Here is a 23,965-nt window from a genome sequence, read left to right on the forward strand (position 1 = left end):
CTATTATAGCTTTGGGATAATTTTTTTCACCTTAAAAGGATTATCAGGGAGGGACAATATGAATAAAATTGAAAGACTAATATCTATTGTAATGATCTTGCTGCAAAAGAATGTTGTTTCCGCAACCGGATTTGCACAATTATTTAACGTGTCCAAAAGAACGATTCTACGTGATATGGAAACTCTCAGTTTGTCTAATATACCTATTTATTCTATAAATGGAGTTAAGGGCGGATACGGGATTATGGATGAATACAAATTAGACAAACGACTTTTAAGCAGTAAAGACTTAGAAAATATCCTAACCGCATTGGGCGGATTGGGACAAATTCTATTTAGTGACGAAGTTGAGCTAACTCTTAAAAAAATCGAATCAATGATAGGCTCAGCAACCTGGAAAGGTTCAATTCAACTGTCATTTTATGACTGGGACGGTCGTTCTGAAATTCTTCAAATACTAAAGACTTGTCAAGAAGCAATAGTACAAGGAAGATTACTTAGCTTCGACTATATAGATGGAAGTGGAGGGAAGACGAATAGAATGATCGAGCCATACCAGCTTCATTTTAGTGAAATGAGTTGGTATTTGAAGGGGTTTTGTTTAAATCGAATGGAGTATCGGACTTTTAAATTGTCCAGAACAGATAATCTTAATATCGATATCAAAACATTTGTTCCTAGAGATTTTTTGACTGAGCAAAAAACCGAACAACATTATCAACCGGAATTAATTACAATTAAAGCATTGATCTCGCATAGCATAAAAGATCACTTTATTGAAAGATACGGGCAGAAAAGGATTGAAGCCTATAATTCTGAATTTTTAAAAGCCACAATAGATGTGCCGCAAAACCATATCGGATTCCGGTTTTTGGCTAGTTTTGGATCTGAATTAGAAATCATAGAGCCTCAAACATATGTTGAAGATTTTCGAGAGTTTCTAAGTGCCATGATAAAGAAATATACCTAAAGAATCCCCATTGCATATCAGCTGGCCGAATGGCTTTTTAGAAAGGTACCGGCACTGGATAACATTCAGCCATATGAGCTGCTTCACACGGAGCGGGGAATGAGGATTTTAAAAGAGGCATTAATGCGCTTTCCTTGAAGTCTAATAAATAATACATACGGATTGACTCCCGGGGCTAACGCCTTTAAGCCTGTGAGAGTTCGTAAACGCAGGTACGATAGCTGAAATCAACGAAAACATAAAAAAACCATAGATCATATATGACCCATGGATTCGTATGTCATTTTTTTTCAAGACCTTATTCAACATCATAGCAAATCAGCAATTATAAGTCTATATTTTTTTTGAGAATTACTTTACCATCTTGTTATAAGATGATGAATGGAGATGGTAAAAATGCTTAAAGAAATATTTGTTAAGAGTTCAATGACTTATGAATATCCCCCGGATGGGGGGACAGTGCCGATTATAGACCCGTATGATGGATGTACAATTGGATGTCCTTATTGTTTCCAATTAGAAGATGAGACTTGGAATACTGACTTGAATGTTAAAGTTAATATTTCAGATGTTTTGCAAAAAGAACTTATTCAATGGAACAAAGAAGATACTGTGTACTTGGGTAGTAAGTGTGATCCTTATATGGAGATAGAACGGAAATACCAATTAACAAGAAAATGTTTACTTGAATTAAGTAAGTTAAACTTGAAATGTATGGTTACAACTAAAGCCGGATCAAAACTTATCTTTAGAGATATTGATGTAATAAAACCTATGGGGAACAAATTCACTTTACTTTTAGGATTATCTAACCTGCAACAGTTGAGTGAAATCGATGATTATACTCTTATGAGTAATATACAGACAGCAAATCAGTTACACCGAATGGGAATTACTGTATGGGTATTTATTACTCCGATTTTACCTGGTATTACAGATATAGATTCAATGATTAGCGCAATAGATCAAGACATTCCTGTATTTTTAGATAAGGTTAGATTAAAACGAAACACTAGACCAGCACTAAGGTTGGAACGTTTCATCGGCAATCATTACCCTCATTTAATTAAGACTTACAAAGACATAATCTATAATAATACGGATGTTTACTATGAAGATATTAAAGAAAAGCGGGGTAAAACTGAGAGAGTAAAGTTTGTTTTCGAGTCAATTAATTCAACCGACTAAGGGGAGTCTTTATGAGAACGATTGGTTATGTACTAATAATACTTTTTAATATATTCCTTTTTTCTGCTTGTAATAGTAGCAATGTTAATTCCAGTGACCATCCTTCTTCCAAATCCGATGTAGTAGCAAACCACACCAATGAGCCACTTTCAGAAGAAGTGAAAGTAGAAGAAAAACCATCGAAGGATATTATTACATTAATACCATCTGGATGGAGAGTACTAATTCAAGATGATGAACCTGTTACAACAGAAGGTGATTTAAATAAAGATGGAGTTACGGATGTTGCAATGATAATTGAGCAACTACAACCTAATACAGAAGAGGCTCCTGAACGGTCCTTACTAATAGCGTTTGGAACAAATGATTCTTACTTGTTATCAATAATTGCAGACAAAGTCATTTTAAAATCGGATGAAGGAGGCGTTTGGGGAGACCCTTTTGAATCTCTTTCTATTGATAGAGGATCTGTTGTCGTTAGTGATTATGGAGGCAGTAACTGGAGATGGTACAACAAATATAGATTTAGATTTCAAGATAATGAATGGTATTTGATCGGGGCGACGATGGGAGAGTACTTTTCTGGAAATGCAACTCAAGAAGAAGCAGATGAACAAGATTATAACTTACTAACTGGAGATTATATTATCCAGAAAACAAATGAAGATGGGAAGATGACGACGGAGCGGGGAAATAGAGGGAAGCGACAATTAATAAAACTCAAAGATTTCAATATTGAGAACATGTAAATGATAGAATAGATGAATTGATTATCGCCAAGCTTTTTGGCGGAAGGGAGGATTCGCGTTGAGTGGATTATTCGAAATATCTAATCTGTCCAAATACCATTGGGACACTGGAAATCATGCATCTAGATATCTGTTCTCACACATCTCTGCTCAACTCCCGGAGCCGGACCGGATTGCCCTCATAGGTGCTTCAGGCCAAGGGAAAAGCACGCTGCTGCGGATTCTGGCGCTGCTGGACTCTCCCGATGAAGGCGATTTGATCGTGGAAGGTGTCTCGTTCAAGGATATAAATCCCCGGCAATGGCGCATGGCAGTAACTTATGTAGCGCAGCAAGCGGTAATGCTGCCAGGCAGTGTGGAGGACAATTTACGGCTGGTCAGCCGGCTGCACGGTACTCCTTATGATTCGATTCTTGCCGCACAGCTCATAGAGCAGCTCGGTCTCGATTATCTGGATCTCGGGAAGAAAGCGGCAGACTGCTCAGGCGGAGAGAAGCAGCGGATATCGCTGATCCGTTCATTGCTGCTCCGTCCCCGGATACTGTTGCTGGATGAAATCACAGCTTCACTGGATATGAACAGTTCACAGAAGGTTGAAGCGCTGCTGCTAGATTGGCATCAGAAGGAAGGAACCTCCTTCGTATGGGTAACGCATGATCTGGAACAGGCCCGCAGAATCAGCAGCAGAACATGGATTTTGAGCCAAGGTAGCCTGCAGGATCATAGCAGTGATTGCTTATTTAAGGAACCGGTAGCGGAACTGGCCCGGAAATATATCCAGAGTACGGAAGGGGGAGAGCACTCATGAGCTTAACCGCGCTTAGCTTTACACTGCTGTTTGTCATCGGAACGATGCTGATCTCCATCTGGCAGAAGCTTGGGTTGGAAAAGGACATAGCCATAGGCACGATCCGTTCTGCCGTTCAGCTGCTGGCGGTAGGCTATGTGCTGCAGTTTATTTTTCAGGCGGAGCATATGGCCTTTGTCATTTTAATCATTTTTTTTATGATTGGTGTTGCTTCATTTAATGCCGCCAAGCGAGGCAAAGGGCTGCCGGGGCTGGTATGGAGGATTGCGGTGGCAATTTCCGCCTCGGAGCTGATGATGATGGGAATACTGCTCGGATTGCATATTATCGATGCTACACCGCAATATATTATTCCGATCAGTGGAATGACAATCGGAAGTGCTATGGTCGTCTCCGGCCTATTCATTAACCAGTTTAAGCATGAGGTTCAACAGAATAAAGGGGAAATCGAAACACTGCTGTCCCTGGGGGCAACCGCTCAGCAGGCTATGCAGACCGTCAGAGCCAGGGCTGTGAAATTCAGTATGATTCCTACGATTGACGGCATGAAGACTGTGGGGCTTGTACAACTGCCCGGGATGATGACCGGGATGATTATTGCTGGGGCCAATCCGGTCATAGCCGTGCGTTATCAGATACTCATCGTCTTCTCTTTCACGTCATCCGCTGCCATTACAAGCATACTGCTTAGCGTACTTATTTACCGGCTGTTCTTCACTGCCGGCCTACGTCTGCAGCTGCCGGGAGCCGGCAAATATTAGCTCATGAGCTTAGCGGATATTCACCTTAGAAGGTTGGGAACATCTCTACTCAAGAATCCCGGTATCTACAATTTTAACCTCCACTTTAGGGTGGAATTGCACTTTACGATAATCCTCAGACCAATTTTTCTCCTTCCAGACATTGTGATGATAAGCAATAAGCTTTCTCCCCACACCAAAGATATCACAGTTAGCCTTTTGGACTTCTTCCACAACCGATTCGGCTTCCTTTGTGAGAATGTCCGAAAGCGCTTGATTTATTTTTTGAAGATCTTTCTCTTTTAGCGAATGCTCTCCGGGAAACTCTTCTACGATGGCTTGAAGTTTCAACTCCAAATTGACATCAACACTTTCGTCAGCAGATACCGATACCTTGAATTTACGTTTCACTTTTTTTAAACCAACATTAATGGTAATGTACTCCTGTATATTATCCGGATAGCCCAGAACAATTTTCTTTGTGAATCGCGCATTTTTCCCCTTTTGCCCCTTCAGCAGGACTAGTAATATTGACTGATCCGGATTCAGCATCCCACTATAATACTGATCATTAAAAAGGGCCAATCCTTTCGTTATAATCTCATTGCCTTCTATAGCTATATAGGGAAGTGCAAAGTCCTGCCCCGGATCCTTCAGGAACCGGAACACGGTATCTAACGTTTCTTTTGGGAATACACTCATTTCCTCAAGACTTTCAATCTTTTGGGTAATGAAATCGCCAATTTTTAATTCCCCAACCATTTTTTGTTCAAGAATGTCGGAGGCATTTCCTTCCGCAATAATTACCCTAACGTTGGATGTCGGGTTGGTTGGATCCCTGAAGTTCACATCCAATTTAGAGTAAAGGCCTTGCTCTACCACTGACTTTCCGAGTAATTGAAAACCATTTTTCAGAAATCTTATGTTTCCCCTCACTCGATTACGCATCTCATTGCTGGCACTACGTAGGTTATGTCCATAACTCGTATGAATTTCGTTCGTAGTGGATTTTTGCTCAATATCAGGTGGAATGATTAATTCCACAGTTTCTTTTATCTTTCCATTTTCAGTTAGATCAAACCCCACACTGTAGGCCAGATGCAAGTCTTTCAAATATTCCCGGTCCCAGCATCCTGTCAGGCTGAGGGGGAAAAGAATAATCAGCACCGACAGTGCAACCGTTCCTAATTTCACGCGCCATCTCATGCAAGGCCACTTCCTTTTCTCTTTATAAATAGAGAAATGATTAACATTAGCAGCGGGAATCCAGCAATAAAGAGATAGGCGGCATTTGTAGAGGCTGTATCCAGTAGATGAATGCCAACAGAAGTTACTGGCGCAAGCGCGATCATAAATGTAATGATTTTCACAAACGGAGTAAATTTCCGATGGCTTTTCCGTCTAAATAAAGCACTGAGCCCAATGGACGCTGCATAGCAATAGCTTACGATAGAACATACAAGGGTTATGGTCCAGATCGGCAAAAACAAGATATCTGCACGGTCTACAATGAAAAAGCTTAGAGATTTCATTAAGTAAATGACCGGTTCGGGAATCATTTTGATTTGCTCGGAGTTAAAGAACATCAGACAGGTAGAGACCACAAAGAAATAGAACAGGGTCACAAACAAGTTAGAGAGACTGACCGTTATCAATTTTTGTTTATCTGTACCTTCAGACAGCGGGTAGATGATCAGCATTAATTCGAAACCATACATAGATATGGTTGTTTCCTTTGCTCCTTTCACGATATTCCAGAAGCCTTTTTCCAATAGCGGTAACATATTTTCCAGATGGGCTTGAGTTAATCCATAGATGATAAATAAAAATAGAGGAATAAAAAGCACGGAAGCCAGCGTATAAAATCTTGCCAACACTGTCAGCTTTTCTCTTGCGAGGTAGAGAGTCATGATAGAAAAAAGAGCTAGTACAGCCCATCTTGGCGTAGTTTGCAGCATCCATCTCCGGAGCACCTCAACGGTACTAAGCATAATATTGGAGCCAAGCAGAATAAAGTAACCAATATACAGAATAGTCAATAGACTGCCAATAATCGGGCCTGCAAGTTTCATGCAAATACCGAATAGGTTAAGTCCGGGGAATTTCTTCAGCAGGACCCACAGAAGAATGATGACAAGTTGGGTAATAACCCCTGCAACTAAAACAGAAAGTCCACCTCCACCTTTGGCAGTTTCGTTAAGTTTGTTAGGAAGAGACAGAATACCAACACCGATTTGGGCTTGAATAATAAAAAGGAAGAGTTGTCCCCTTGTGATCATTTTTTCTTTTTGAGCCACCGTATCAACTCCTGTAAGTACTGTGTAAATTAATGATCATTTATCCGTTTTTGGGTTGCTTGAACTCTTTCGGATAGACCAAATTGGAAAGCGTACGAAGGTATCTTTCAAGCCTTGAAATTTCAACGGACTTAAGGGTCTCAGGTAGGGTTGCCCAAATGATTCTAGCTTGCACAAATGTATGAAAATGAGTGTTAACCCAAATGATATCCCAATATATCCGAATAATGAGGCAGCAATCATCAATGGAAACCGCATAAACCGGATAGCAGAGCTCATTTCGTTGGAAGGGATAAGAAAAGATGCAATGGCAGTCAACGCTACAACAATGATCATCGAATAAGAAACCAATCCCGCCTTAACAATTGCATCCCCGATGACCAACCCCCCAACAATCCCAATAGTTTGACCTACACGGCTGGGCAGACGAAGTCCTGCTTCCCGCAGCAGTTCGAATATAAGTTCAAGCAGCATCGCTTCAATCAGCGGAGGAAAAGGGACCCGGGTCAATAAACCTTGAATCGAAAAAAACAATTGCAAGGGAAGGACATTGGAGTGGAAAGAAACGGTGGCAATGTAGAGCGCTGGCAACTGAAATGCTGTTACAAAGCCGATCAGACGGATAAACCGGACAAGAGAAGCGATCATCCATCGATTGTTATAGTCATCCGGTGTCTGATAAAAGCTGAAGAAGCTCGCCGGCAAAATCAGAGCTGTGGGGTCCCCATCCAGCAGTATGGCGACATATCCGTCCAGCAAATAAGCTGAGGTATGATCCGGACGCTCCGTATTGATTAGTTGCGGAAATATGGAGAAGGAGTTATCCTCCGTTAATTCCTGAATAAAGCCAGTGGAGATTATCCAATCGAGCGAAATTTTCTTTATTCTTGATTCTACAATCTTTATCAATTCAGGGTTGGCGATATTCTCCATATAGACTAAGCCTACCTGTTTGGGGGCGAATTTCCCAAGTGTGAAGTAGCGGACAATAAGGTTTGGGGAGGCTATTTGTTTGCGAATCAGGTATAAGTTAACCTTCATCTGTTCAATAAAACCGTTATGAGGTCCCCGAATAACCCCTTCATTCTCAGGTTCGCTAATGCTTCGTTCGTATTTGGCAGGAGTGTTGAGGACATAGAATTCAGACATTCCTTCTAAAAAATAAACACAGCTTCCTTCAAGAAGTCCCTGAATACCTTGGTTTAGTTCTGTTTCCAAACTGAAACTAAGTGTTGTGAAAAGCTTAGAGAGGTCTTTGTCCTGATTACGGCTAAAAGGAACAATCACGTTCCGTTCAATCAATTCCGTATCAGTGAGAGACTCCAGATAAAAGACCATTCCTTCCCTTCCCTGAAAGGATAAGTTTCTTTTTTTGAGGTCACTTGTATAGAATAGTGCGGCTTCGATATAATCGGAGTTTTGATCTACAGAAGGAAATGAGGTCTGAGTTTGGTTAGTCATTATAAGGCGCTCAACTTTCGATTAGTTTTGCTTTTAACGTTCCCGGATGATTTGCAGAATATTCCTGACGGGAGCTTTAACGTGTGATACAGAAGAGTACGGCGGATGATGTTGAGCAGCAGAGGTTTCTGTTTTGTTTTCCTAGGGACATGAAGTAGAGCAAAAATGAGCAAATCATCAATCGCTTAAGAGTAAAACCAAAGAATGCGCATTCATTCGTGAAGTGGTGGCATTTTGGGCTTCTTTTGCCATCCGCAACGTTTTACATTAAATGGTCACAGGCGTAAGATTCAAATCAACAACCGAATGTAATATAACTGTTCTCAAATGGCTGAATTCCGATAATGGGAACGGGGGAACCAATGGTGAATGCGGCTTTTGCTCAGATAGCTGCCGCTCACTTGGGGTGAATCCTTGTGCGTGCTGAACAGCCGCTTCTTACAAGGTAGGGCAATCTCGCTGCCCGAATCCGTCAGCTAACCCCGTAAGCCTCGAAGAGAGAGGATGAGCGCCATGATCGATTAACCGACCACGGAGAGCCCTGATGCTTCTGTGGTCTTTTTGCTGAGCATGCAGAAAGGAAAGTTGATCTGTATAAGAGTTTAATAATCTTATAACAACGTAAATCAGAGTCATTAGGCAACTATCTAAAATGCTTTAAAGGGGGGATTGTTATCGTTACTGTATTTATCGTGTGCTTCTGGGTTGGATTGCTGCTTCTCCTCAGCGGCGGATTTCATGGGCATGGCCTGGCGGGTCATCTGCATATGGGAGGTGGCGATGCTGGTGGTCCGGGCTTTGTGCCCATACTCCCTCTGATGGTGTTTGTCACGGTCTGGGGCGGCAGTGGTTATGTGCTTACCCGGTTCAGCGGAATGAATATGCTAGCAGTGGTGCTGATCTGCACCGTGCTTGCCTTGCTGCTGGGCTGTCTGATATATGCGGTGCTGGCCCGGGTGATGACTCGGTATGATAGTAGCATGAATAAAATGGATTATGAGCAGGCGGGACAACTCGGGTACATCAGTATTTCTGCAGTGGATGGAGCAGTGGGAGAGATGAAATATGTGCTGCATGGAACGATGCGTTCCATTGGAGTGCGGGCAGAAACCGGCCAGCAGCTCGCCAAGGGTGACAGGGTGATTATTTTGAAGGTGGATAAAGGAATGGCGGTAGTCACCCTCTTCGAGAGGGGAAACGAACAATTATAAATAACGGGGAGTGTCGAACCGAATGGTTATTCTTTATTTAATCTCGGCAATTGTTGTTGTTATCCTGCTGGCTTTGTTCAGTATCGTGAACGCTTATAAAAAGGTTCCGCCCAATCAGGCGATGATTGTATTCGGCCTCGGCGGAAAAAGAGTGGTTCAGGGCGGCGGGACGTTCGTCATTCCCGGCTTCCAGAACAATAAGACCATCTCCATGATGCTGATGAGCTTCGATGTCATCCCGGCGCAGGCGATGTTCTCCCGGCAGGGCATCAAGCTCAACCTGGAGGCGGTAGCCCAGATTAAGATTAAAAGCGATCCTACCGCTATTCTGACTGCCAGTGAGCAGTTTATCGACAGGCCGGAAGAAGACCGTGAGACGATTATCCTGCATTCGGTGGAAGGTCATTTGCGCGGCTTGATCGGACAATTAACGGTAGAATCCATTCTAAAGACACCTGACGAAATCAACAGCAAGATGCGGGAGACCTGCTCGGAAGACCTCGACAAGATGGGGCTTGAGGTAGTCAGCTTCACCATTAAGAAAATTACTGACGACAAAGGGTATATCGACAATATGGGGGTTCCGGAAATTGAGCGCATCCGCCGTGATGCCAGCATCGCCAAGGCGGAAGCAGAACGCGACATTCAGATCAAACAAGCCGAGGCGGAGAAGGAATCCGCCATTGCCAAAGCCAATGCGCATCAGGCCACCATTGAAGCGGGAACCGCCGCCCGCGCCAAGGAATCTCTGTTCGAGAAGGATTTGAACATTAAGCAGGCGGACTTTAAGCTGGAGACTGAAGTGAAGAAAGCACAGGCGGATCTTGCGTACGAATTGCAGCAGAACAAAATCAAACAGTCGCTGGTTACCGAACAGGTCAAGATCACGCAGATGGAAGCGGAGGCCAACCGGACCGTCCGGGAAATCGAAGTTGAGCTGAGACAGAGGGAGCTGGAGGCAACGGTGATCAAGCCTGCTGAGGCGGAGAACCAGGCTACGATCATGAGAGCGGAAGCAGCTAAGCAGCGGCAAATTCTTGAGGCGGAAGCAGAGGCGGCCACAATGACCAAACGGGGGCTGGCAACAGCGGAAGCAGAACTGGCGAAGGGAAAAGCCAACGCGGAAATTGTTCAGCTGGCCGGAGCAGCGGAAGCGGGGGCACTGGAGAAGAAAGCTGAAGCGTACAAACAGTTCACGCAAGCCGCCCTTATAGTGGAATTCTTGAAGGTTCTGCCAGAGCTGGCTGACAAAATCGCTTCCCCGCTGGCCAAGGTCGATAAGATTACAGTGATTTCCCAGGATGGAGCTTCATCCGGCGTAAACAAAATTACCGGCGATATCGCCAAAATCATGGCCCAGGTTCCTGAATTGACACAGACGCTTACCGGTATGAACGTGACAGAGGCTCTCAGCGGGCTGCTCGGCCGGGATAAAGAGCAATAATTCTATACAAGCTGGGATATTGAATTCCTTGCATAAGCAACGCTCTATTATGGAAAACTTCTGTAGTGCGAATAAACAGCATGATTCCATGTTTGGAGACTTATTTTGATTTCCTAGGAGGTTAAGATTATGACAAATCAGGATCCGCAGGAGCTGCTTAAGCGAAAACACGAAATGGATGAGCAAAAAAGGCAGTTCACAAATTTTTCCCGAAGTGTTTGCGGCCATGGTGAGTTAGAAGCAGGGCAGGAATTCAGTATTGACCGGGTGCCTGACGATCAGAACCGTATGAAATCTGTTGAGAACAAACGTGATTGATCTGAAGAAAGCTATAAAAATAAGCCGATCCTTTTCTGGATCGGCTTAAAAAATGATTATTACGTTCTACCCCTGAAAGGAGGGCGGAACTATCATCCGGGACTCGTTATTTCTCCCAAAGCTCAATCAGTCGGCCTTCAGGATCTTCAATCCAAACAAACTTTCCATATTCACTAATCTCTTTGTTCTTTGCAAGAGGTACACCAATATGTTCAAGATGCTTAATAGTCTCGTTTAGATTATATACTTGAAAATTCAACATCACTTGTTGTTCTATTGGAAAATAATTGTCATTCTCGGTAAAGAAAGAAAAGATAGTCTCATTTCCTACTTGGGGTTTTATCACAGTACCATTCCAATTTTCCATTTCAATCTTCAGCACTTCAGTGTACCATTTTTTTACATCTTCAAGATTCTTAGTTCTCCAAAATATTCCTCCGAAACCTTTTATCATTGTCTCTAACTCCTGTCTGTCATCAAATTTTTAGCTATCCGATTACATTAGATATTCGATATTTAAATTAGAGTTCCTTTTTCAACTATACTGCCCGTTTAGCTTGATGAAGAGTCGACAGACAAATAATTTATTATCTCAATCAAGAACATAATCCTTCATGACCCGCGCCCCACGCGGTTTTTTTTGTTTTAAGGGACCAAGGTTATAGATTCAACTATAAATATAAAGCGGCATTATCAGAACAACCGCTATTGACAAACCACTACTTTGTGTTACTATATAGTGGTAGTAAGTAATACTGAATACCAGTCATACAGAATAGCAAGGGGTGATTGTGCTGGAAAATCTGACGGAAATGCTCAAAGGCGTGCTTGAGGGCTGTGTCCTTGAAATAATAAGCCGCAAAGAAACCTATGGCTACGAAATCACGCGGCGGCTAAACGCCCTCGGCTTCACAGATGTTGTGGAGGGAACGGTGTACACCATCCTGATCCGGCTTGAAAAAAGCAAGCTGGTGGATACCACCAAAAAGCCCTCCGACATGGGTCCTCCGCGAAAGTTTTTTGCGCTCAACGATGCGGGGCGTGAGGAGCTGCGGAGGTTCTGGGAAAAATGGGGATTTGTTGCGTCGAAAATTAACCAATTAAAGGAGGAATAGTAACAATGCTTGATTCAATCATAAAATTGATAATAGGTGACATGGAAGAAAAACGGGCCTATAAACAAATGATGAAGCGGGTTGACGCCTTGCCGAAAGATTATCGGTTTGCATTTCGCAAAATTCAACATTATATGTTTAGCGTTGGCCCCCTTGGCGGCGGTGACATGACGATATTTACGGACTTGACGATGTTTAAGGACTTAGTGGATTTATTTGAAGCAAGTGCGGCAGAGGGCAGGCAGGTTCTTGATGTCATAGGCAGTGACGTCGGCAAGTTTTCTGATGAGTTTATGCGCGCGTCGGTTACCAATACCGAAACAGTGCGGGAAAAACTAAACAAAGAGATTATGGAAAAATTCAATAAGGAGGAGCAATGACTATGCTGGAGCTTATCAAAAAAATGATCGGGGATAAAAAAGAGTATAAGCAGCAAATGGCAAGGGTAGAAGCGCTACCTGAAGACTATCGGTTCGTATTTGAAAAAATCCATGGATACATGTGGAGTTTCGCAGTAGGAGACGGCTCAGATATGTTGAAAATTCAGCACGAATTGATCGAGTTGTTTGAAGCGAGCGCGGCGGACGGCAAACACGTTCTCGACGTGACGGGCGAAGATGTTGTCGGGTTTTGCGACGAGCTTCTGCGCGGCACGAAAATGTGGACCGATAACTTTCGCAATAAATTAAACCGCGACATGATGAACAAACTCGGAAGGGGGGACGATTCTAAATGAAAGACATCGCAATTCAAGTAAAGGATTTAAAAAAATCCTACAAGACCACGGAAGTCCTAAAGGGAGTGAATTTCGAGGCGCGGCGCGGCGAAATTTTTGCCCTGCTCGGCTCCAACGGCGCGGGCAAGACGACGATTGTTAAAACCCTCACCACGCTGCTTAAACAGGACGGAGGCACCGCCTTCGTAAACGGCTTTGACGTCGCGTCAAAGCCCGACCATGTACGTCAGTCGATTAGCTTGACAGGACAGTTTGCTGCCGTGGACGAGATATTGACCGGGCGGGAAAACCTCATCATGATTGCCAGGCTCCGACACCTGACAAATTCGATTCAGATCGCGGAGGATTTACTGAACCGCTTCGGCCTGACCGAAGCTGCCAACCGCAAGGTGTCTACTTATTCGGGCGGTATGCGCCGCAGGCTCGACATTGCCATGAGCCTTGTGGGAAAACCGCAGCTTATTTTTCTCGACGAGCCGACCACCGGGCTTGACCCCGAAGGACGCAACGAGGTTTGGAAGACAGTCAAAGAGCTTGCGAATAATGGCACGACGGTATTCCTGACCACGCAGTATTTGGAAGAAGCCGAGCAGCTTGCAGATCAAATTGCCATTCTGCATGAGGGCAGGATTATCGCGAGCGGCACACTCGCGGAGCTGAAAAAGCTGTTTCCGCCCGAAAAGGTGGAGTATGTTGAAAAACAACCCACATTGGAGGAAATATTCCTCGCAATCATCGGCAAAAAGGAGGGAAAGTAAATGGAAACGATTAAGAAACACTTTTTCAGCGATATGGGCGTTATGCTTGGACGTTCCATGCGCCATATTTTCCGCAGCATGGATACTATCATCACGGTCACCATCACTCCGATCGCGATGCTGCTGCTGTTCGTTTATGTGTTCGGCGGGGCGATTCAAACCGGCACAGATAACTATGTGAATTACCTGTTGCCCGGCATCCTGCTGATTGCGATTGCAAGCGGCATTGCCTATACGGCTTACCGTCTGTTTATAGATATGCAAAGCGGCATCTTCGAAAGGTTCCACTCCATGCCGATTGCGCGTTCGGCCGCGCTGTGGGGGCATGTGCTGACCTCATTGGTGTCCAATGCGATTTCGGTTGCCGTCATCATTCTCGTAGCGCTCATTATGGGCTTCCGCTCGCCGGCAGGAGTATTGTCATGGCTTGCCGTGGCCGGTATACTTGCGCTGTTTACGCTGGCCTTGACATGGATCGCGGCGATTGCCGGACTGTCCGCAAAATCGGTGGACGGCGCAGGCGCCTTTTCCTACCCGCTTATCTTCCTTCCGTTTATTAGTTCAGCGTTTGTGCCTACCGAATCGATGCCGTCGGCTGTCCGCGCTTTTGCCGAAAACCAGCCAGTAACTTCAATAGTGGAAGCCATCCGCGCGCTCTTGTCGGGGCAACCTGTCGGAAATGATATTTGGGTTGCACTCGCGTGGTGTTTAGGGATATTGATCGTCGCATATCTATTTGCGATGCGCACGTACAAACGGAAAGCAGCTTAATGTTTGCAGGCATTAAAATGAGAGTGGTCAATTGTCCCAAGTGTAAACAGGAAACGATAATTAATGTAAAGGAACTGAATATGTCAGCTATCAAAGAGCCAGACGCTAAGACGCAGAGCCGATAACCGTGAGTGAAATCACAGTTGTCGGCTCTTTATTTATGATAACTCCCCCAGCTATATGATTGACAGCAAAGGAGAATACGACAGTTCCCTGATAAAGAATATAGTTTTTATGAACCCGCACTTGAGACAAATCAAAACACCCTTCCACATTTTAAGTTATTACAAAATTCATTTAAGGGAGTACATTTTCTTATTTGCCCCGGAAGCTATAATGAAGGACATGAGAGCTCCTTAATACAGCCGGAGGGATGAGAGAAATGAAAGCGGTTTTAGACAGTCAACGAAACCATGTCGGAATAAAAAAGAGAAATACTTTTTGGTTCAGAATAAAAAGAGATGCCATCCTGTATGCCCTTTTACTGCTGCCTCTGTCGTACATTGCCATTTTTAAATATGCTCCCATCTATGGCTTGATTATGGCATTCCAGGATTACAACATTTTCGCAGGAATCGGAGGGAGCGAATGGGTGGGGCTGGATGTGTTCCGGTTTATTTTCCAGCAGGACAGCTTTTATCGCGCACTGAAGAACACGCTTGTTCTGAATGTTCTGGATTTGATCGCGGGATTTCCGGCGCCCATTTTGCTGGCGATTTTACTGAATGAAGTAAGACAGGCAAAATTCAAGAAAATGACCCAGACCGTGCTTTATCTGCCTCACTTTATGTCCTGGGTTATTATTGGGGGAATCGTATACCTGATGTTCTCCAATAGCGGTATGGTCAATCATTTCATGGCTAGTCTTGGTTTGGAGAAGATCGAGTTTCTGTCGCAAAAAACACCTTGGCTGATCACTTATATCTCCGTTGGCGTATGGCAGAATGTCGGATGGGGGACCATCATTTATCTGGCGGCCATTACCGGAATCAATAAGGACTTGTATGAGGCCTCCGATATGGACGGCTGCAGCAGACTTCGCAAAATGTGGCATATTACACTGCCCGGCATTAAGCCAACCATCAATATTTTGCTGATCCTCCAAATTGGCCGGATGGTTTCTATTGGATTCGACCGTCCCTTTGTGATGGGGAATTCGCTGGTTAGCGAATACTCCGATGTGATCAGTACCTTCGTCTACAGAGTGGGTATTAGTTCGGGAGATTTCTCCCAAGCAACAGCGGTAGGATTGTTCCAATCCGTGGTCGGCCTGACTCTGCTGGTTTCTGCCAACTTTATCGCGAAGAAATTAGGGGAGGACGGGATATGGTGAGGATGGCGGACACTATGCGTAAAAAGAAAAAAATGAGTGTAGCGGATATTTCGATTATTGTATTTATCGTGGCTTTGTCCTTCACATGTATCGTTCCATTCCTGTACATGATAGCGCTTTCCTTTAGCTCCAACGAAGCGATTATTTCGCAAAAGGTAGGACTATGGCCGGTAGGCTTCACAACAGAAACGTACAAAACCATCTTGAGCGATGTGGATATGCTTTATACACTTGGATACAGTATTGTGCTTACGATTTTCTACACCGTCGTGTGTATGTTCTTGACCATTTGCGCAGCGTATCCGTTAACGAAGAAACGGCTGTGGGGAAGAAACTTTATTTTGTCAGCCCTGGTCTTCACCATGTATTTCAGCGGCGGTTTGATCCCCTCCTATATTCTGGTTAAGAACCTTGGCATGATGAATACGGTATGGAGTCTGGTGTTGCCGGGCGCCATGAGCGTGTTTAACTTGATTATCCTGAAGACCTTCTTCACTTCTCTTCCGGAGAGTCTGGAGGAATCGGCTGCTATTGACGGATGTTCGGATCTGGGGATTCTCATCAAGATTATACTTCCCCTCTCGTTGCCTTCGATTGCCACTTTAAGCCTTTTCTATTCGGTGGACAGATGGAACGGATTCCAGGATGCACTGTTCTACATTACCAAAAAAAATCTGTATCCTATGCAGTTAAAGCTGTACCAGATCATTTCTGCCAATCAGCAGCTCGACAGCCAACAGGGAGGAGAAGGAAGTATCGGCTCCTACATTGTGCCTGAGTCTCTGAAAGCGGCCAGTGTTATGTTTACAACCATCCCGATTCTACTGATCTATCCCAAATTGCAGAAGTATTTCGTAGATGGTGTGATGACCGGAGCGATCAAGGGCTAAGGATAAACAGTTCAGATTGAAGGGGGGGATTCCCGGACTGGTGGATAATGGATGTAAAGATGCAAGGGATTTACAGCATGGACGATTTCAATAAATAGGGGCATGAAAGGGTGGTTTAAAGTGAATACGGGCATGAAGAAGACAACCTCAATTATGTTTAGTATAATGCTTCTGGCCAGTGTTGCGGCAGGCTGTGGAGGGAATGACAAGAAGAGTGGAGAGACGGCCTCACCAGAGGCGTCAACCGCTGCATCCGCATCACCTTCTGATCCTCCTGTAACCTTGACTGTGGAAGTGTTTGACAGAGGTGTTCAGGGACAACCCGACCTCAACAACAACGCGTGGACCAAATACGTCAATGAACAATTCGGCAAGCCCAATAACGCCATTGTAGAATATGTTTCTGTACCCCGCTCCCAGGAAGTAGACAAGCTGAATGTGTTGATGGCTGCCAACCAGGCTCCTGATATTTCCTTCACCTATGACGGGACTTTAGTAACCCGCTACGCAAAAAGCAATGGCCTCTATACACTGGATGAATTGCTTGAGAGCCAGGGCCAGCAATTGAAGTCTTACCTTGGTGAGAAAGTTCTCTCCTACGGGAAATATGATGGGAAACAAGTCTCCATCCCAGGTAAGCGGACGCTGATTGCCTGGAACGGTATGTTTATCCGCAAGGATTGGCTGGACAGTCTGGGCATGCCTGTTCCGACTACCCGGGATGAATTGTATGATGTGCTGGTTGCCTTCCGCGACAAGAATCCCGGTAATGTAAACGGTGTCATTCCGTGGGCCACAGCGGCTGCGGGCATGAACTACACTTTCGGCAACCTGGTACAATCCTTCTGGGGTGACATGTCGGAGGAGGAATTCGTTACCACCACCAACTGGCTGAAGCCCGGCAACAAGGAGGCATTCGAATGGCTGAACAAGCTGTACAATGAAAAGCTGATCAGCCCCGATTTTGCTCTGGACAAAACAACCAAGCAAGCGGATGCCGATGTCAGCAACGGCAAGGTAGGCTTCTACGCTGCCAACTGGGATTATCCGCTGCTGCAGAAAATTCGTGATCCGCTGCTGCAAAATGCGCCAGATGCCAACTATGTTCCTGTAGATACCTTCAAGAACTATGAGGGGAAGTACCTGAAAGAGGTATATAATGAGAACGGGCTATTCTCCTTTATTCCGAAAAGCAGCAAGAATGCGGAGCTGGCCATGAAGTATCTGAACTGGATGGCTAACCCGGAAGTATTGTTCTTCCTGCAGTTCGGCCAAGAAGGCATCAACCACAAGCTGCTAGACGGCATACCCCAGGGGATTGCCCAGACCGGAGAAAATATGCAAATGAGCAATCTGAATCTGGATTATACTCTGGTTGTAAACGGCGCTGAGCTAGGCGATACCGAAAAGAATGTCAGAACGTATGCAGCCGCTTTAGCATCTGGAGATCAGAGCTATGAGAAACTGGCTATCGATTCATACAAGATCAACACGACAGACGGCTATACCGGCTTCTACTATGGCGTCCCGAACGAAGCTAATATCAAATACGGCAAAACGCTCGGTGACATGAATAAGCAAATGATTGACAGGCTGGTCGTTGCCAAGCCGGCAGAGTTCGATGCCTTGTATGACAAGCTGGTGAAAGAATATATGGACGCCGGCGGCAAGGCTGTTCAAGATGAGAATGTGAAGAACTACAAAGAAGTCATAGCCAACAAAAAGTAATTCATTGTATTCGGATAAGCCATCTATTGTTCTTTAATGTGGTTTATCCGAATTTCGTTTGCTATTCTCGAACAGTTTTTCTATTATTCGGAGGAATCTATATGTTCAGGAGAGGATACCCATGTACAAGGTCATGATTGTAGATGATGAGTCGTGGGCGATTAGAGGAATCCGCAACGCCTTTGACTGGGAGAAGTATGGTTTTGAAATCATCGGACAATATACAAGCGCTTACAAAGCGTGGGATGCCATAAGAACGGCAGAACCGGATTTGGTGTTTACTGATATCCGTATGCCGGACATTTCCGGACTGGATCTGATGAAGAAGGCCAAAGCACAAGGGTTGAACATTGAGTTTGTCATCGTAAGCGGATATGCGGAATTTGAATATGCCCAGGAAGCGATGCGCTACGGCGCGCTGGATTATTTCCTGAAGCCGTTGGATGTTGATATGGCTGATCAGTTCATCACGAAGCTCGCCATGCACTTCTCCCGTAGAAACGCTGCACGCAATCACCTCCTTCTAGATGCGCTGACCTCAGCGGATCAGGACGAGATAAAGCGTTTTCTACCGCTTTCCGAATTCGCAGCTGTATGCTATTACCAGGTGCTTGCTATCTATTTCGAGGGCGAAAAAAAGGATTTCAGAAAGCTGCTGTCTTTGGAAGGAAGGCCTGTTTATGCTGTGGAAGTTGAAGCCGGAACCAGAAAAATGTTGGTTGTTCTGATGACAGAGCATAGGGCTTGTTTGGAAGGGAATTGGGATGAATCGCTTCTGAATAAGACTGGCATCAATGTTGTGGGCATTAGCAGTATCTCCAGCCAGCTTAAGCATATGAGCAAGCTGATTAAAGAAGCAGACCTGTCCGCCTCCCAGGTTTTTCTGGAGGAAGCTGCAGGCGCCGTTCACTATGAGCCGAAGCTTCATCTGGTGAAACCATGTATCGATGGGCTCTATAGTATCATTCAAGAGAATCAATTTGACAACATGGATATGTACATCAAAGGGCTGCATGAATACTTTAGGAATCATCATCTGGGCATGTGTGAGGTTGTCTACTTGTGGAATCAAGCTGTCGGGATACTTGTAAACGCATATTCTGAGGAATTGAAGGATATGGAACTGGAATTCCTGAATTATTCTGAGATCAAGGAACGATTTGAACACTTTGAATCTATGTGCAGCTTTTTGCATGACGTCCTCGCCTCCATCAGGCAAGGGAACAGCCGCTCCTTGCAGGAAGGGGATATCTTGTCCTGCTTCAACCGGATGATAGCCTATATCGACCGGCACTTTGAGCAGAAATTGTATTTGAAGGATTTGTCCGCCCAATTCTTCATCAATCAGGTCTATTGCTGTCAATTATTCAAAAAAAATCTGGGCAAAACCTTCTCCGAATATGTGTCGGAACTCAGGATCAATAAAGCACGTGAGCTTCTGAAGCAAACTGGCCTGTCCATTGAGAAAATTGCCATTAAGTCCGGGTATGTTGATTATTATTATTTCAATAAAGTTTTCAAGAAGCATTGCGGGATGACGCCTACCAAATTCAGAAAAAGTTAATATGAACGGAGAGGCGGGCCATGAAGACCAGTAAAGTGAAATTGAAACATCAGATATGGCTTATCTTTTTTTTCTCTATCGTTATATTCACAGTCATGGAATTTTATTTTTTTTATAGTTTCTCTAATTTAACCCAGAAGAGAGCCGCCACTTACGGCAACCAGATGATTGAGCAAACACGCCGCAAGATTGATTCTGTGTTTAATGATATCAGGGTCAGCACCAGCATTGCGGTCAATAGCAAACTGATTCAGGAATTTTCCGTAGTGGATGATGATTACAAAAGGGCGTTTGATAGTGGTCCATATGCGCTGGATCTCATGGAATATATGAGATCCTTTAATTCGTATGTGAACGGAATTGTAATTAATGATATTCGAGGAAGGCGGCTTTACAGTCTGGCGTCCGCAAGCGGCGATATTTTTTTTATCAATCGTTATGAAACCTTTATTCGCAAGTATAAGGATGATCCTTCGCTTCGGGATAAGGGGATGTTCACCACGATTTTAAAAGATGACAGAACAGAAACGGAACAGTTTTTTTATATCGCGCCGATTGTGGAGGCTATCGGGGGAATCTATTTCTCTCAAATTACGGGTTACTGCACAGTGATGGTCAATATGGAAAAGATGCAGGGGCTTGTGGAAAATACGGAATTAACGCAGAGCTCCACCTTGTACATTCTGAATAGCCGGGACGAGGTGATTGCATCCACGAATTCCAATGCCCGAGGCACGTTGTTCAGAGATGTTCTGTCTATGGATAAGGACATCTTGCTTAACGGCGTAAAAGCAACCATCGACGGGGAAGAAATTCTTGTCCAGGTCAAGGGTTTGGAGCAGGCAGACGGGTGGCGGGTTGTTAGTATGATTCCGGTGCATGAACTGACTGCAGACATGAACCCCATGCGGAAGGTCAGCATTATCGTGGGGATTGGAATTATTCTAAGCATGATCATAACAGGCAGTTTTTTTATGAACAATCTGATGCGTCCGATGATGGGACTTGTCATGGATATGAAGAAGGTAGGGAGGCGGGATATGGGCTTCCGTATTAAAGTCCGGTTTACCAATGAGGTAGGGTTGCTAGCCTGCGACATTAACCGGATGATGGATGAGATGGAGGAAATGGCCCGAGATATGTTCAATACTCAGGCTAGATTATATGAATCGGAGCTGAGCCAGAAACAGGCGGAGTTTGCTGCCCTGCAAAGCCAGATCAATCCCCATTTCCTCTATAATACGCTGAATTGTATCAGCAGCATCGGATTGGAATACGGAAGCAGAGAGATTGCGCAAATTACGTTTTGCATGTCTAAAATCTTCCGTTACAGCATCAAAAAGGATGATCTTGTACAGATCAGTGAAGAAGTTGACTGTATTCAGGCTTATATGAAGATTATCTTAATCCGGTACGAGAATAAGTTCTCCATGGAGCTTGATGTGGAGGACAGGCTGCTCAAAATGAAAACGCCCAAGATGATACTTCAGCCCATTGTGGAAAATTCCGTTTACCACGGGCTGGAGCGGATGGACCAAGGGGGGCGGCTCCTGATTACCGGGAGCATGGATGCGCATGGGGATGTGTGCTTCTGTATTACAGATACAGGGAGGGGGATGGAGCCGGAGGAGCTGGCCGCCCTCCAGGCCAAGCTGGGTATGGAGTACCCGGAGCACGCGCCAGACGGCCAACCGACAAGAGGCATTGGGCTAACCAATATCCATAACAGGCTCCGGCTGCTGTTCGGAGAGGGTTACGGAATCACCATAGAAAGCCGGTTCGGCCATGGGACGATAGTAACCGTGAAGATTCCAGAGCTGATAAACGACCGCAAACCTTTGGAAGAGTAGCAGGAAATTTGATTTGTATTACATAAAAGAAGGGAATGTGAGCTATGACTTCATCCATCCTGCGGACAGAATATCCGCGTCCGCAATTCGTAAGACCAGACTGGCAGCATTTAAATGGAACATGGGGGTTTGAATTTGATGACGAATGTGTTGGCGATACCGCACAATGGAGCAGCGGCCAGCAAGCCTTCAGCCGCCAGATTCAGGTCCCCTTCACTTACCAAAGCAAATTGAGCGGCATTGGAGAAACGGCCTTCCATGATCTGGTGTGGTACAAGCGCAGCTTCACGATTCCGGCGGAATGGGCGGGGCAGCGGGTTATCCTGCACTTCGGCGCTGTAGATTATCAGGCTACGGTCTGGGTAAACGGCAGGCAAGCAGCCTATCATGAAGGCGGCCATACGCCGTTCCAGGCGGATATCACGTTCGCTCTGCTGGATGGAGAGAATACTGTGGTGGTGCGGGCCGAGGATTTCAGCAGGGATGTGACCTTGCCACGGGGGAAGCAATATTGGAAGGAGGATTCGGCTTCCATCTTCTATACCCGGACGACGGGAATCTGGCAGACCGTATGGCTGGAGCCTGTTGCGGAGCTTTATATCAAGAAGCTAAAGTTCAAGCCGGACATTGACCGTAATGAAATCCAAATCCGCACGTTTATTAATCAAGCTCCGGTTGGCTGCAAGGCGGAAGTCCGCATCGACATCCGCTTCAAGGACGAATATCTGGCTACTACCAGCTACTCGATGGATCATGCGGAAGAAGCCCGCACCATCGGACTCCATGATTTTAACGATCACGGATTAGGGCGCTGGTGGTCGCCGGAGCATCCGAATCTGTACGACGTAACCGTTACGCTCATCGTGGACGGCATTCAGGACGACCAAGCGGAAAGCTACTTCGGCATGCGCAAAATAGCGGTGGAAGCCGGCAAGCTGATGCTGAATAACCGGAACTATTTTATGCGGCTGGTGCTGGATCAGGGGTACTTCCCGGACGGGATTCTGACGGCTCCCAGTGATGAGGCATTGAAGCAGGACATTGAATTGGCTAAACAAATGGGCTTTAACGGCGCACGCAAGCACCAGAAGATAGAGGACCCCCGCTTCTTGTATTGGGCCGACCGGCTCGGTTATCTGGTATGGGGGGAGATGGCCAATGCCTATGCGTATTCGGAGGAATATGTGCGCAAGGTAACGGCGGAATGGCAGGAGGCGGTGGAGCGGGACTACAACCACCCGTCTCTGGTGGTGTGGGTTCCCCTTAACGAAAGCTGGGGGGTGCCCAACATCTTAATCGATAAACGGCAGCAGCGCCATGCCATGGCGATGTACTATCTGACCAAATCCCTGGATGACAGCAGGCTGGTTATCTCCAATGACGGTTGGGAGCAGATGACCACGGATCTGGTCACCATCCATGACTATGAATGGAGGCGGGAGGATTTGACGGAGCGCTACAGCACCTTGGAGCGGATGTTGGAAGGAAAGCCGCCGCGCAGGGAGCTGTTTGTAGGGGGAACCGCATATGCGGGTCAACCGGTTCTGGTGACGGAGTTCGGGGGTATTGCCTATAAGAAAAGCGATTGGGAGGGCTGGGGCTATTCCGGTGCAGACAACGATGAGGATTTCCTGGCTAAGCTGGCCGACGTGATAGAGCCGCTGCTGCAATCGCCTCATGTCCAAGGCATTTGTTATACCCAGCTGACCGATGTGGAACAGGAGATCAACGGCTTGTTGACCTATGACCGGGCCCTCAAGGTTCCGTTGGACAAAATAAGACAAATCGTTGCCGGGATGTAATATAGAATGAGTTTGTAAAGGTTCGCCTTCAGGACACATCCTTTAATTGGGGATTGTGTCCTTTTTGTTTGCGGTCAGGGCTCCTTTTCTAAAACGGTTACAAAAACAATTTAAGATAGTACATTTTTATAATTTTCTTCGGAAGGTAGAATGAGGGCAATAGCCAGAAAAATCAGTACAACAGGGAGATGAAAAAATGAAAGCGGTTTTATGTGGCCCATAGGGCTGGGGA

General features: G+C 45.3%; 24 protein-coding genes and 1 riboswitch. Of the genes, 20 read left to right on the forward strand and 4 right to left on the reverse strand.

Annotated elements, in window-relative coordinates; all coding sequences use genetic code 11:
* Positions 1-58: 58 nt before the first annotated feature.
* From ACAN56_RS00955 to ACAN56_RS00980, 5 genes are all read left to right on the forward strand, one after another.
* On the forward strand, positions 59-970 hold the full coding sequence (locus ACAN56_RS00955) for a helix-turn-helix transcriptional regulator (protein WP_379139811.1): 912 nt from the start codon (positions 59-61) through the stop codon (positions 968-970).
* A gap of 396 nt (positions 971-1,366) precedes the next feature.
* On the forward strand, positions 1,367-2,158 hold the full coding sequence (locus tag ACAN56_RS00965) for an SPL family radical SAM protein (RefSeq protein WP_379139813.1): 792 nt from the start codon (positions 1,367-1,369) through the stop codon (positions 2,156-2,158).
* A gap of 11 nt (positions 2,159-2,169) precedes the next feature.
* Positions 2,170-2,907 carry a hypothetical protein gene (locus tag ACAN56_RS00970; protein ID WP_379139815.1) on the forward strand — a complete coding sequence of 246 codons (738 nt, stop codon included), beginning with the start codon at positions 2,170-2,172 and terminating at the stop codon, positions 2,905-2,907.
* 58 nt (positions 2,908-2,965) lie between these two features.
* Entirely contained in the window at positions 2,966-3,715 is a 750-nt protein-coding gene (locus tag ACAN56_RS00975; RefSeq protein WP_379139817.1) for an ABC transporter ATP-binding protein, read from the forward strand.
* On the forward strand, positions 3,712-4,476 hold the full coding sequence (locus ACAN56_RS00980; RefSeq protein WP_038592396.1) for an ABC transporter permease: 765 nt from the start codon (positions 3,712-3,714) through the stop codon (positions 4,474-4,476). The genes ACAN56_RS00975 and ACAN56_RS00980 overlap by 4 nt, the downstream gene beginning before the upstream one ends.
* Positions 4,477-4,521: 45 nt before the next feature.
* Here the strand turns inward: ACAN56_RS00980 and ACAN56_RS00985 are convergent, their stop codons facing one another.
* From ACAN56_RS00985 to ACAN56_RS00995, 3 genes are read right to left on the reverse strand one after another with little or no spacing between them, the layout of a single operon-like run.
* On the reverse strand, positions 4,522-5,661 hold the full coding sequence (locus ACAN56_RS00985; RefSeq protein ID WP_038592399.1) for a Ger(x)C family spore germination protein: 1,140 nt from the start codon (positions 5,659-5,661) through the stop codon (positions 4,522-4,524).
* Positions 5,658-6,752 carry a GerAB/ArcD/ProY family transporter gene (locus tag ACAN56_RS00990; protein ID WP_052092101.1) on the reverse strand — a complete coding sequence of 365 codons (1,095 nt, stop codon included), beginning with the start codon at positions 6,750-6,752 and terminating at the stop codon, positions 5,658-5,660. The genes ACAN56_RS00985 and ACAN56_RS00990 overlap by 4 nt, the downstream gene beginning before the upstream one ends.
* A 36-nt stretch (positions 6,753-6,788) precedes the next feature.
* Complete coding sequence (locus tag ACAN56_RS00995; RefSeq protein ID WP_379139820.1) at positions 6,789-8,213, reverse strand: spore germination protein; 1,425 nt, start codon at positions 8,211-8,213, stop codon at positions 6,789-6,791.
* Between the two features lie 319 nt (positions 8,214-8,532).
* A riboswitch (cyclic di-AMP (ydaO/yuaA leader) is annotated at positions 8,533-8,719 on the forward strand.
* A gap of 168 nt (positions 8,720-8,887) precedes the next feature.
* Between ACAN56_RS00995 and ACAN56_RS01000 the strand changes: the two genes are divergently transcribed.
* From ACAN56_RS01000 to ACAN56_RS01010, 3 genes are all read left to right on the forward strand, one after another.
* Positions 8,888-9,424, forward strand: a complete 537-nt coding sequence (locus tag ACAN56_RS01000) for an NfeD family membrane protein (RefSeq protein WP_489685687.1) — start codon at positions 8,888-8,890, stop codon at positions 9,422-9,424.
* A 22-nt stretch (positions 9,425-9,446) separates the two neighbouring features.
* Positions 9,447-10,868 (forward strand): flotillin family protein, encoded by a 1,422-nt coding sequence (locus ACAN56_RS01005; RefSeq protein WP_379139825.1) that lies wholly within the window; start codon positions 9,447-9,449, stop codon positions 10,866-10,868.
* Between the two features lie 129 nt (positions 10,869-10,997).
* Entirely contained in the window at positions 10,998-11,186 is a 189-nt protein-coding gene (locus ACAN56_RS01010; protein WP_076110877.1) for a hypothetical protein, read from the forward strand.
* Between the two features lie 106 nt (positions 11,187-11,292).
* On the opposite strand, the gene ACAN56_RS01015 is transcribed toward ACAN56_RS01010, so the two are convergent.
* Complete coding sequence (locus ACAN56_RS01015; protein ID WP_379139828.1) at positions 11,293-11,640, reverse strand: VOC family protein; 348 nt, start codon at positions 11,638-11,640, stop codon at positions 11,293-11,295.
* A gap of 358 nt (positions 11,641-11,998) precedes the next feature.
* On the opposite strand from ACAN56_RS01015, the gene ACAN56_RS01020 reads away from it, so the two are divergent.
* The 12 genes from ACAN56_RS01020 (at position 11,999) to ACAN56_RS01075 (ending at position 23,733) form a co-directional block, all read left to right on the forward strand.
* Positions 11,999-12,301: a PadR family transcriptional regulator gene (locus ACAN56_RS01020; RefSeq protein WP_269322569.1), complete on the forward strand. Its 303-nt coding sequence runs from the start codon at positions 11,999-12,001 to the stop codon at positions 12,299-12,301.
* A 5-nt stretch (positions 12,302-12,306) separates the two neighbouring features.
* Complete coding sequence (locus ACAN56_RS01025) at positions 12,307-12,681, forward strand: DUF1048 domain-containing protein (RefSeq protein ID WP_379139830.1); 375 nt, start codon at positions 12,307-12,309, stop codon at positions 12,679-12,681.
* 2 nt (positions 12,682-12,683) lie between these two features.
* A complete protein-coding gene (locus ACAN56_RS01030) occupies positions 12,684-13,037 on the forward strand; it encodes a DUF1048 domain-containing protein (RefSeq protein WP_341093362.1) in 354 nt (117 codons plus the stop codon).
* Positions 13,034-13,795, forward strand: a complete 762-nt coding sequence (locus tag ACAN56_RS01035) for an ABC transporter ATP-binding protein (RefSeq protein WP_379139832.1) — start codon at positions 13,034-13,036, stop codon at positions 13,793-13,795. The genes ACAN56_RS01030 and ACAN56_RS01035 overlap by 4 nt, the downstream gene beginning before the upstream one ends.
* Positions 13,796-14,566 (forward strand): ABC transporter permease, encoded by a 771-nt coding sequence (locus ACAN56_RS01040; RefSeq protein WP_038592423.1) that lies wholly within the window; start codon positions 13,796-13,798, stop codon positions 14,564-14,566.
* 17 nt (positions 14,567-14,583) lie between these two features.
* Positions 14,584-14,691, forward strand: a complete 108-nt coding sequence (locus ACAN56_RS01045; RefSeq protein WP_231578488.1) for a cysteine-rich KTR domain-containing protein — start codon at positions 14,584-14,586, stop codon at positions 14,689-14,691.
* 257 nt (positions 14,692-14,948) lie between these two features.
* Complete coding sequence (locus tag ACAN56_RS01050) at positions 14,949-15,899, forward strand: ABC transporter permease (protein WP_038592426.1); 951 nt, start codon at positions 14,949-14,951, stop codon at positions 15,897-15,899.
* A gap of 14 nt (positions 15,900-15,913) precedes the next feature.
* Positions 15,914-16,789, forward strand: a complete 876-nt coding sequence (locus ACAN56_RS01055; protein WP_038599854.1) for a carbohydrate ABC transporter permease — start codon at positions 15,914-15,916, stop codon at positions 16,787-16,789.
* Positions 16,790-16,942: 153 nt separating this feature from the next.
* Positions 16,943-18,517: an extracellular solute-binding protein gene (locus ACAN56_RS01060; protein ID WP_379139836.1), complete on the forward strand. Its 1,575-nt coding sequence runs from the start codon at positions 16,943-16,945 to the stop codon at positions 18,515-18,517.
* Between the two features lie 121 nt (positions 18,518-18,638).
* Positions 18,639-20,081, forward strand: a complete 1,443-nt coding sequence (locus ACAN56_RS01065) for a response regulator (protein WP_379139838.1) — start codon at positions 18,639-18,641, stop codon at positions 20,079-20,081.
* A 20-nt stretch (positions 20,082-20,101) separates the two neighbouring features.
* Positions 20,102-21,931, forward strand: a complete 1,830-nt coding sequence (locus ACAN56_RS01070; protein WP_379139840.1) for a sensor histidine kinase — start codon at positions 20,102-20,104, stop codon at positions 21,929-21,931.
* Positions 21,932-21,975: 44 nt separating this feature from the next.
* Entirely contained in the window at positions 21,976-23,733 is a 1,758-nt protein-coding gene (locus ACAN56_RS01075) for a glycoside hydrolase family 2 protein (protein WP_379139842.1), read from the forward strand.
* The last annotated feature ends 232 nt before the right edge of the window (positions 23,734-23,965 follow it).

Origin of the sequence: Paenibacillus paludis (genome assembly GCF_042610515.1) — a bacterium.
Lineage (GTDB): Bacteria > Bacillota > Bacilli > Paenibacillales > Paenibacillaceae > Paenibacillus_AQ.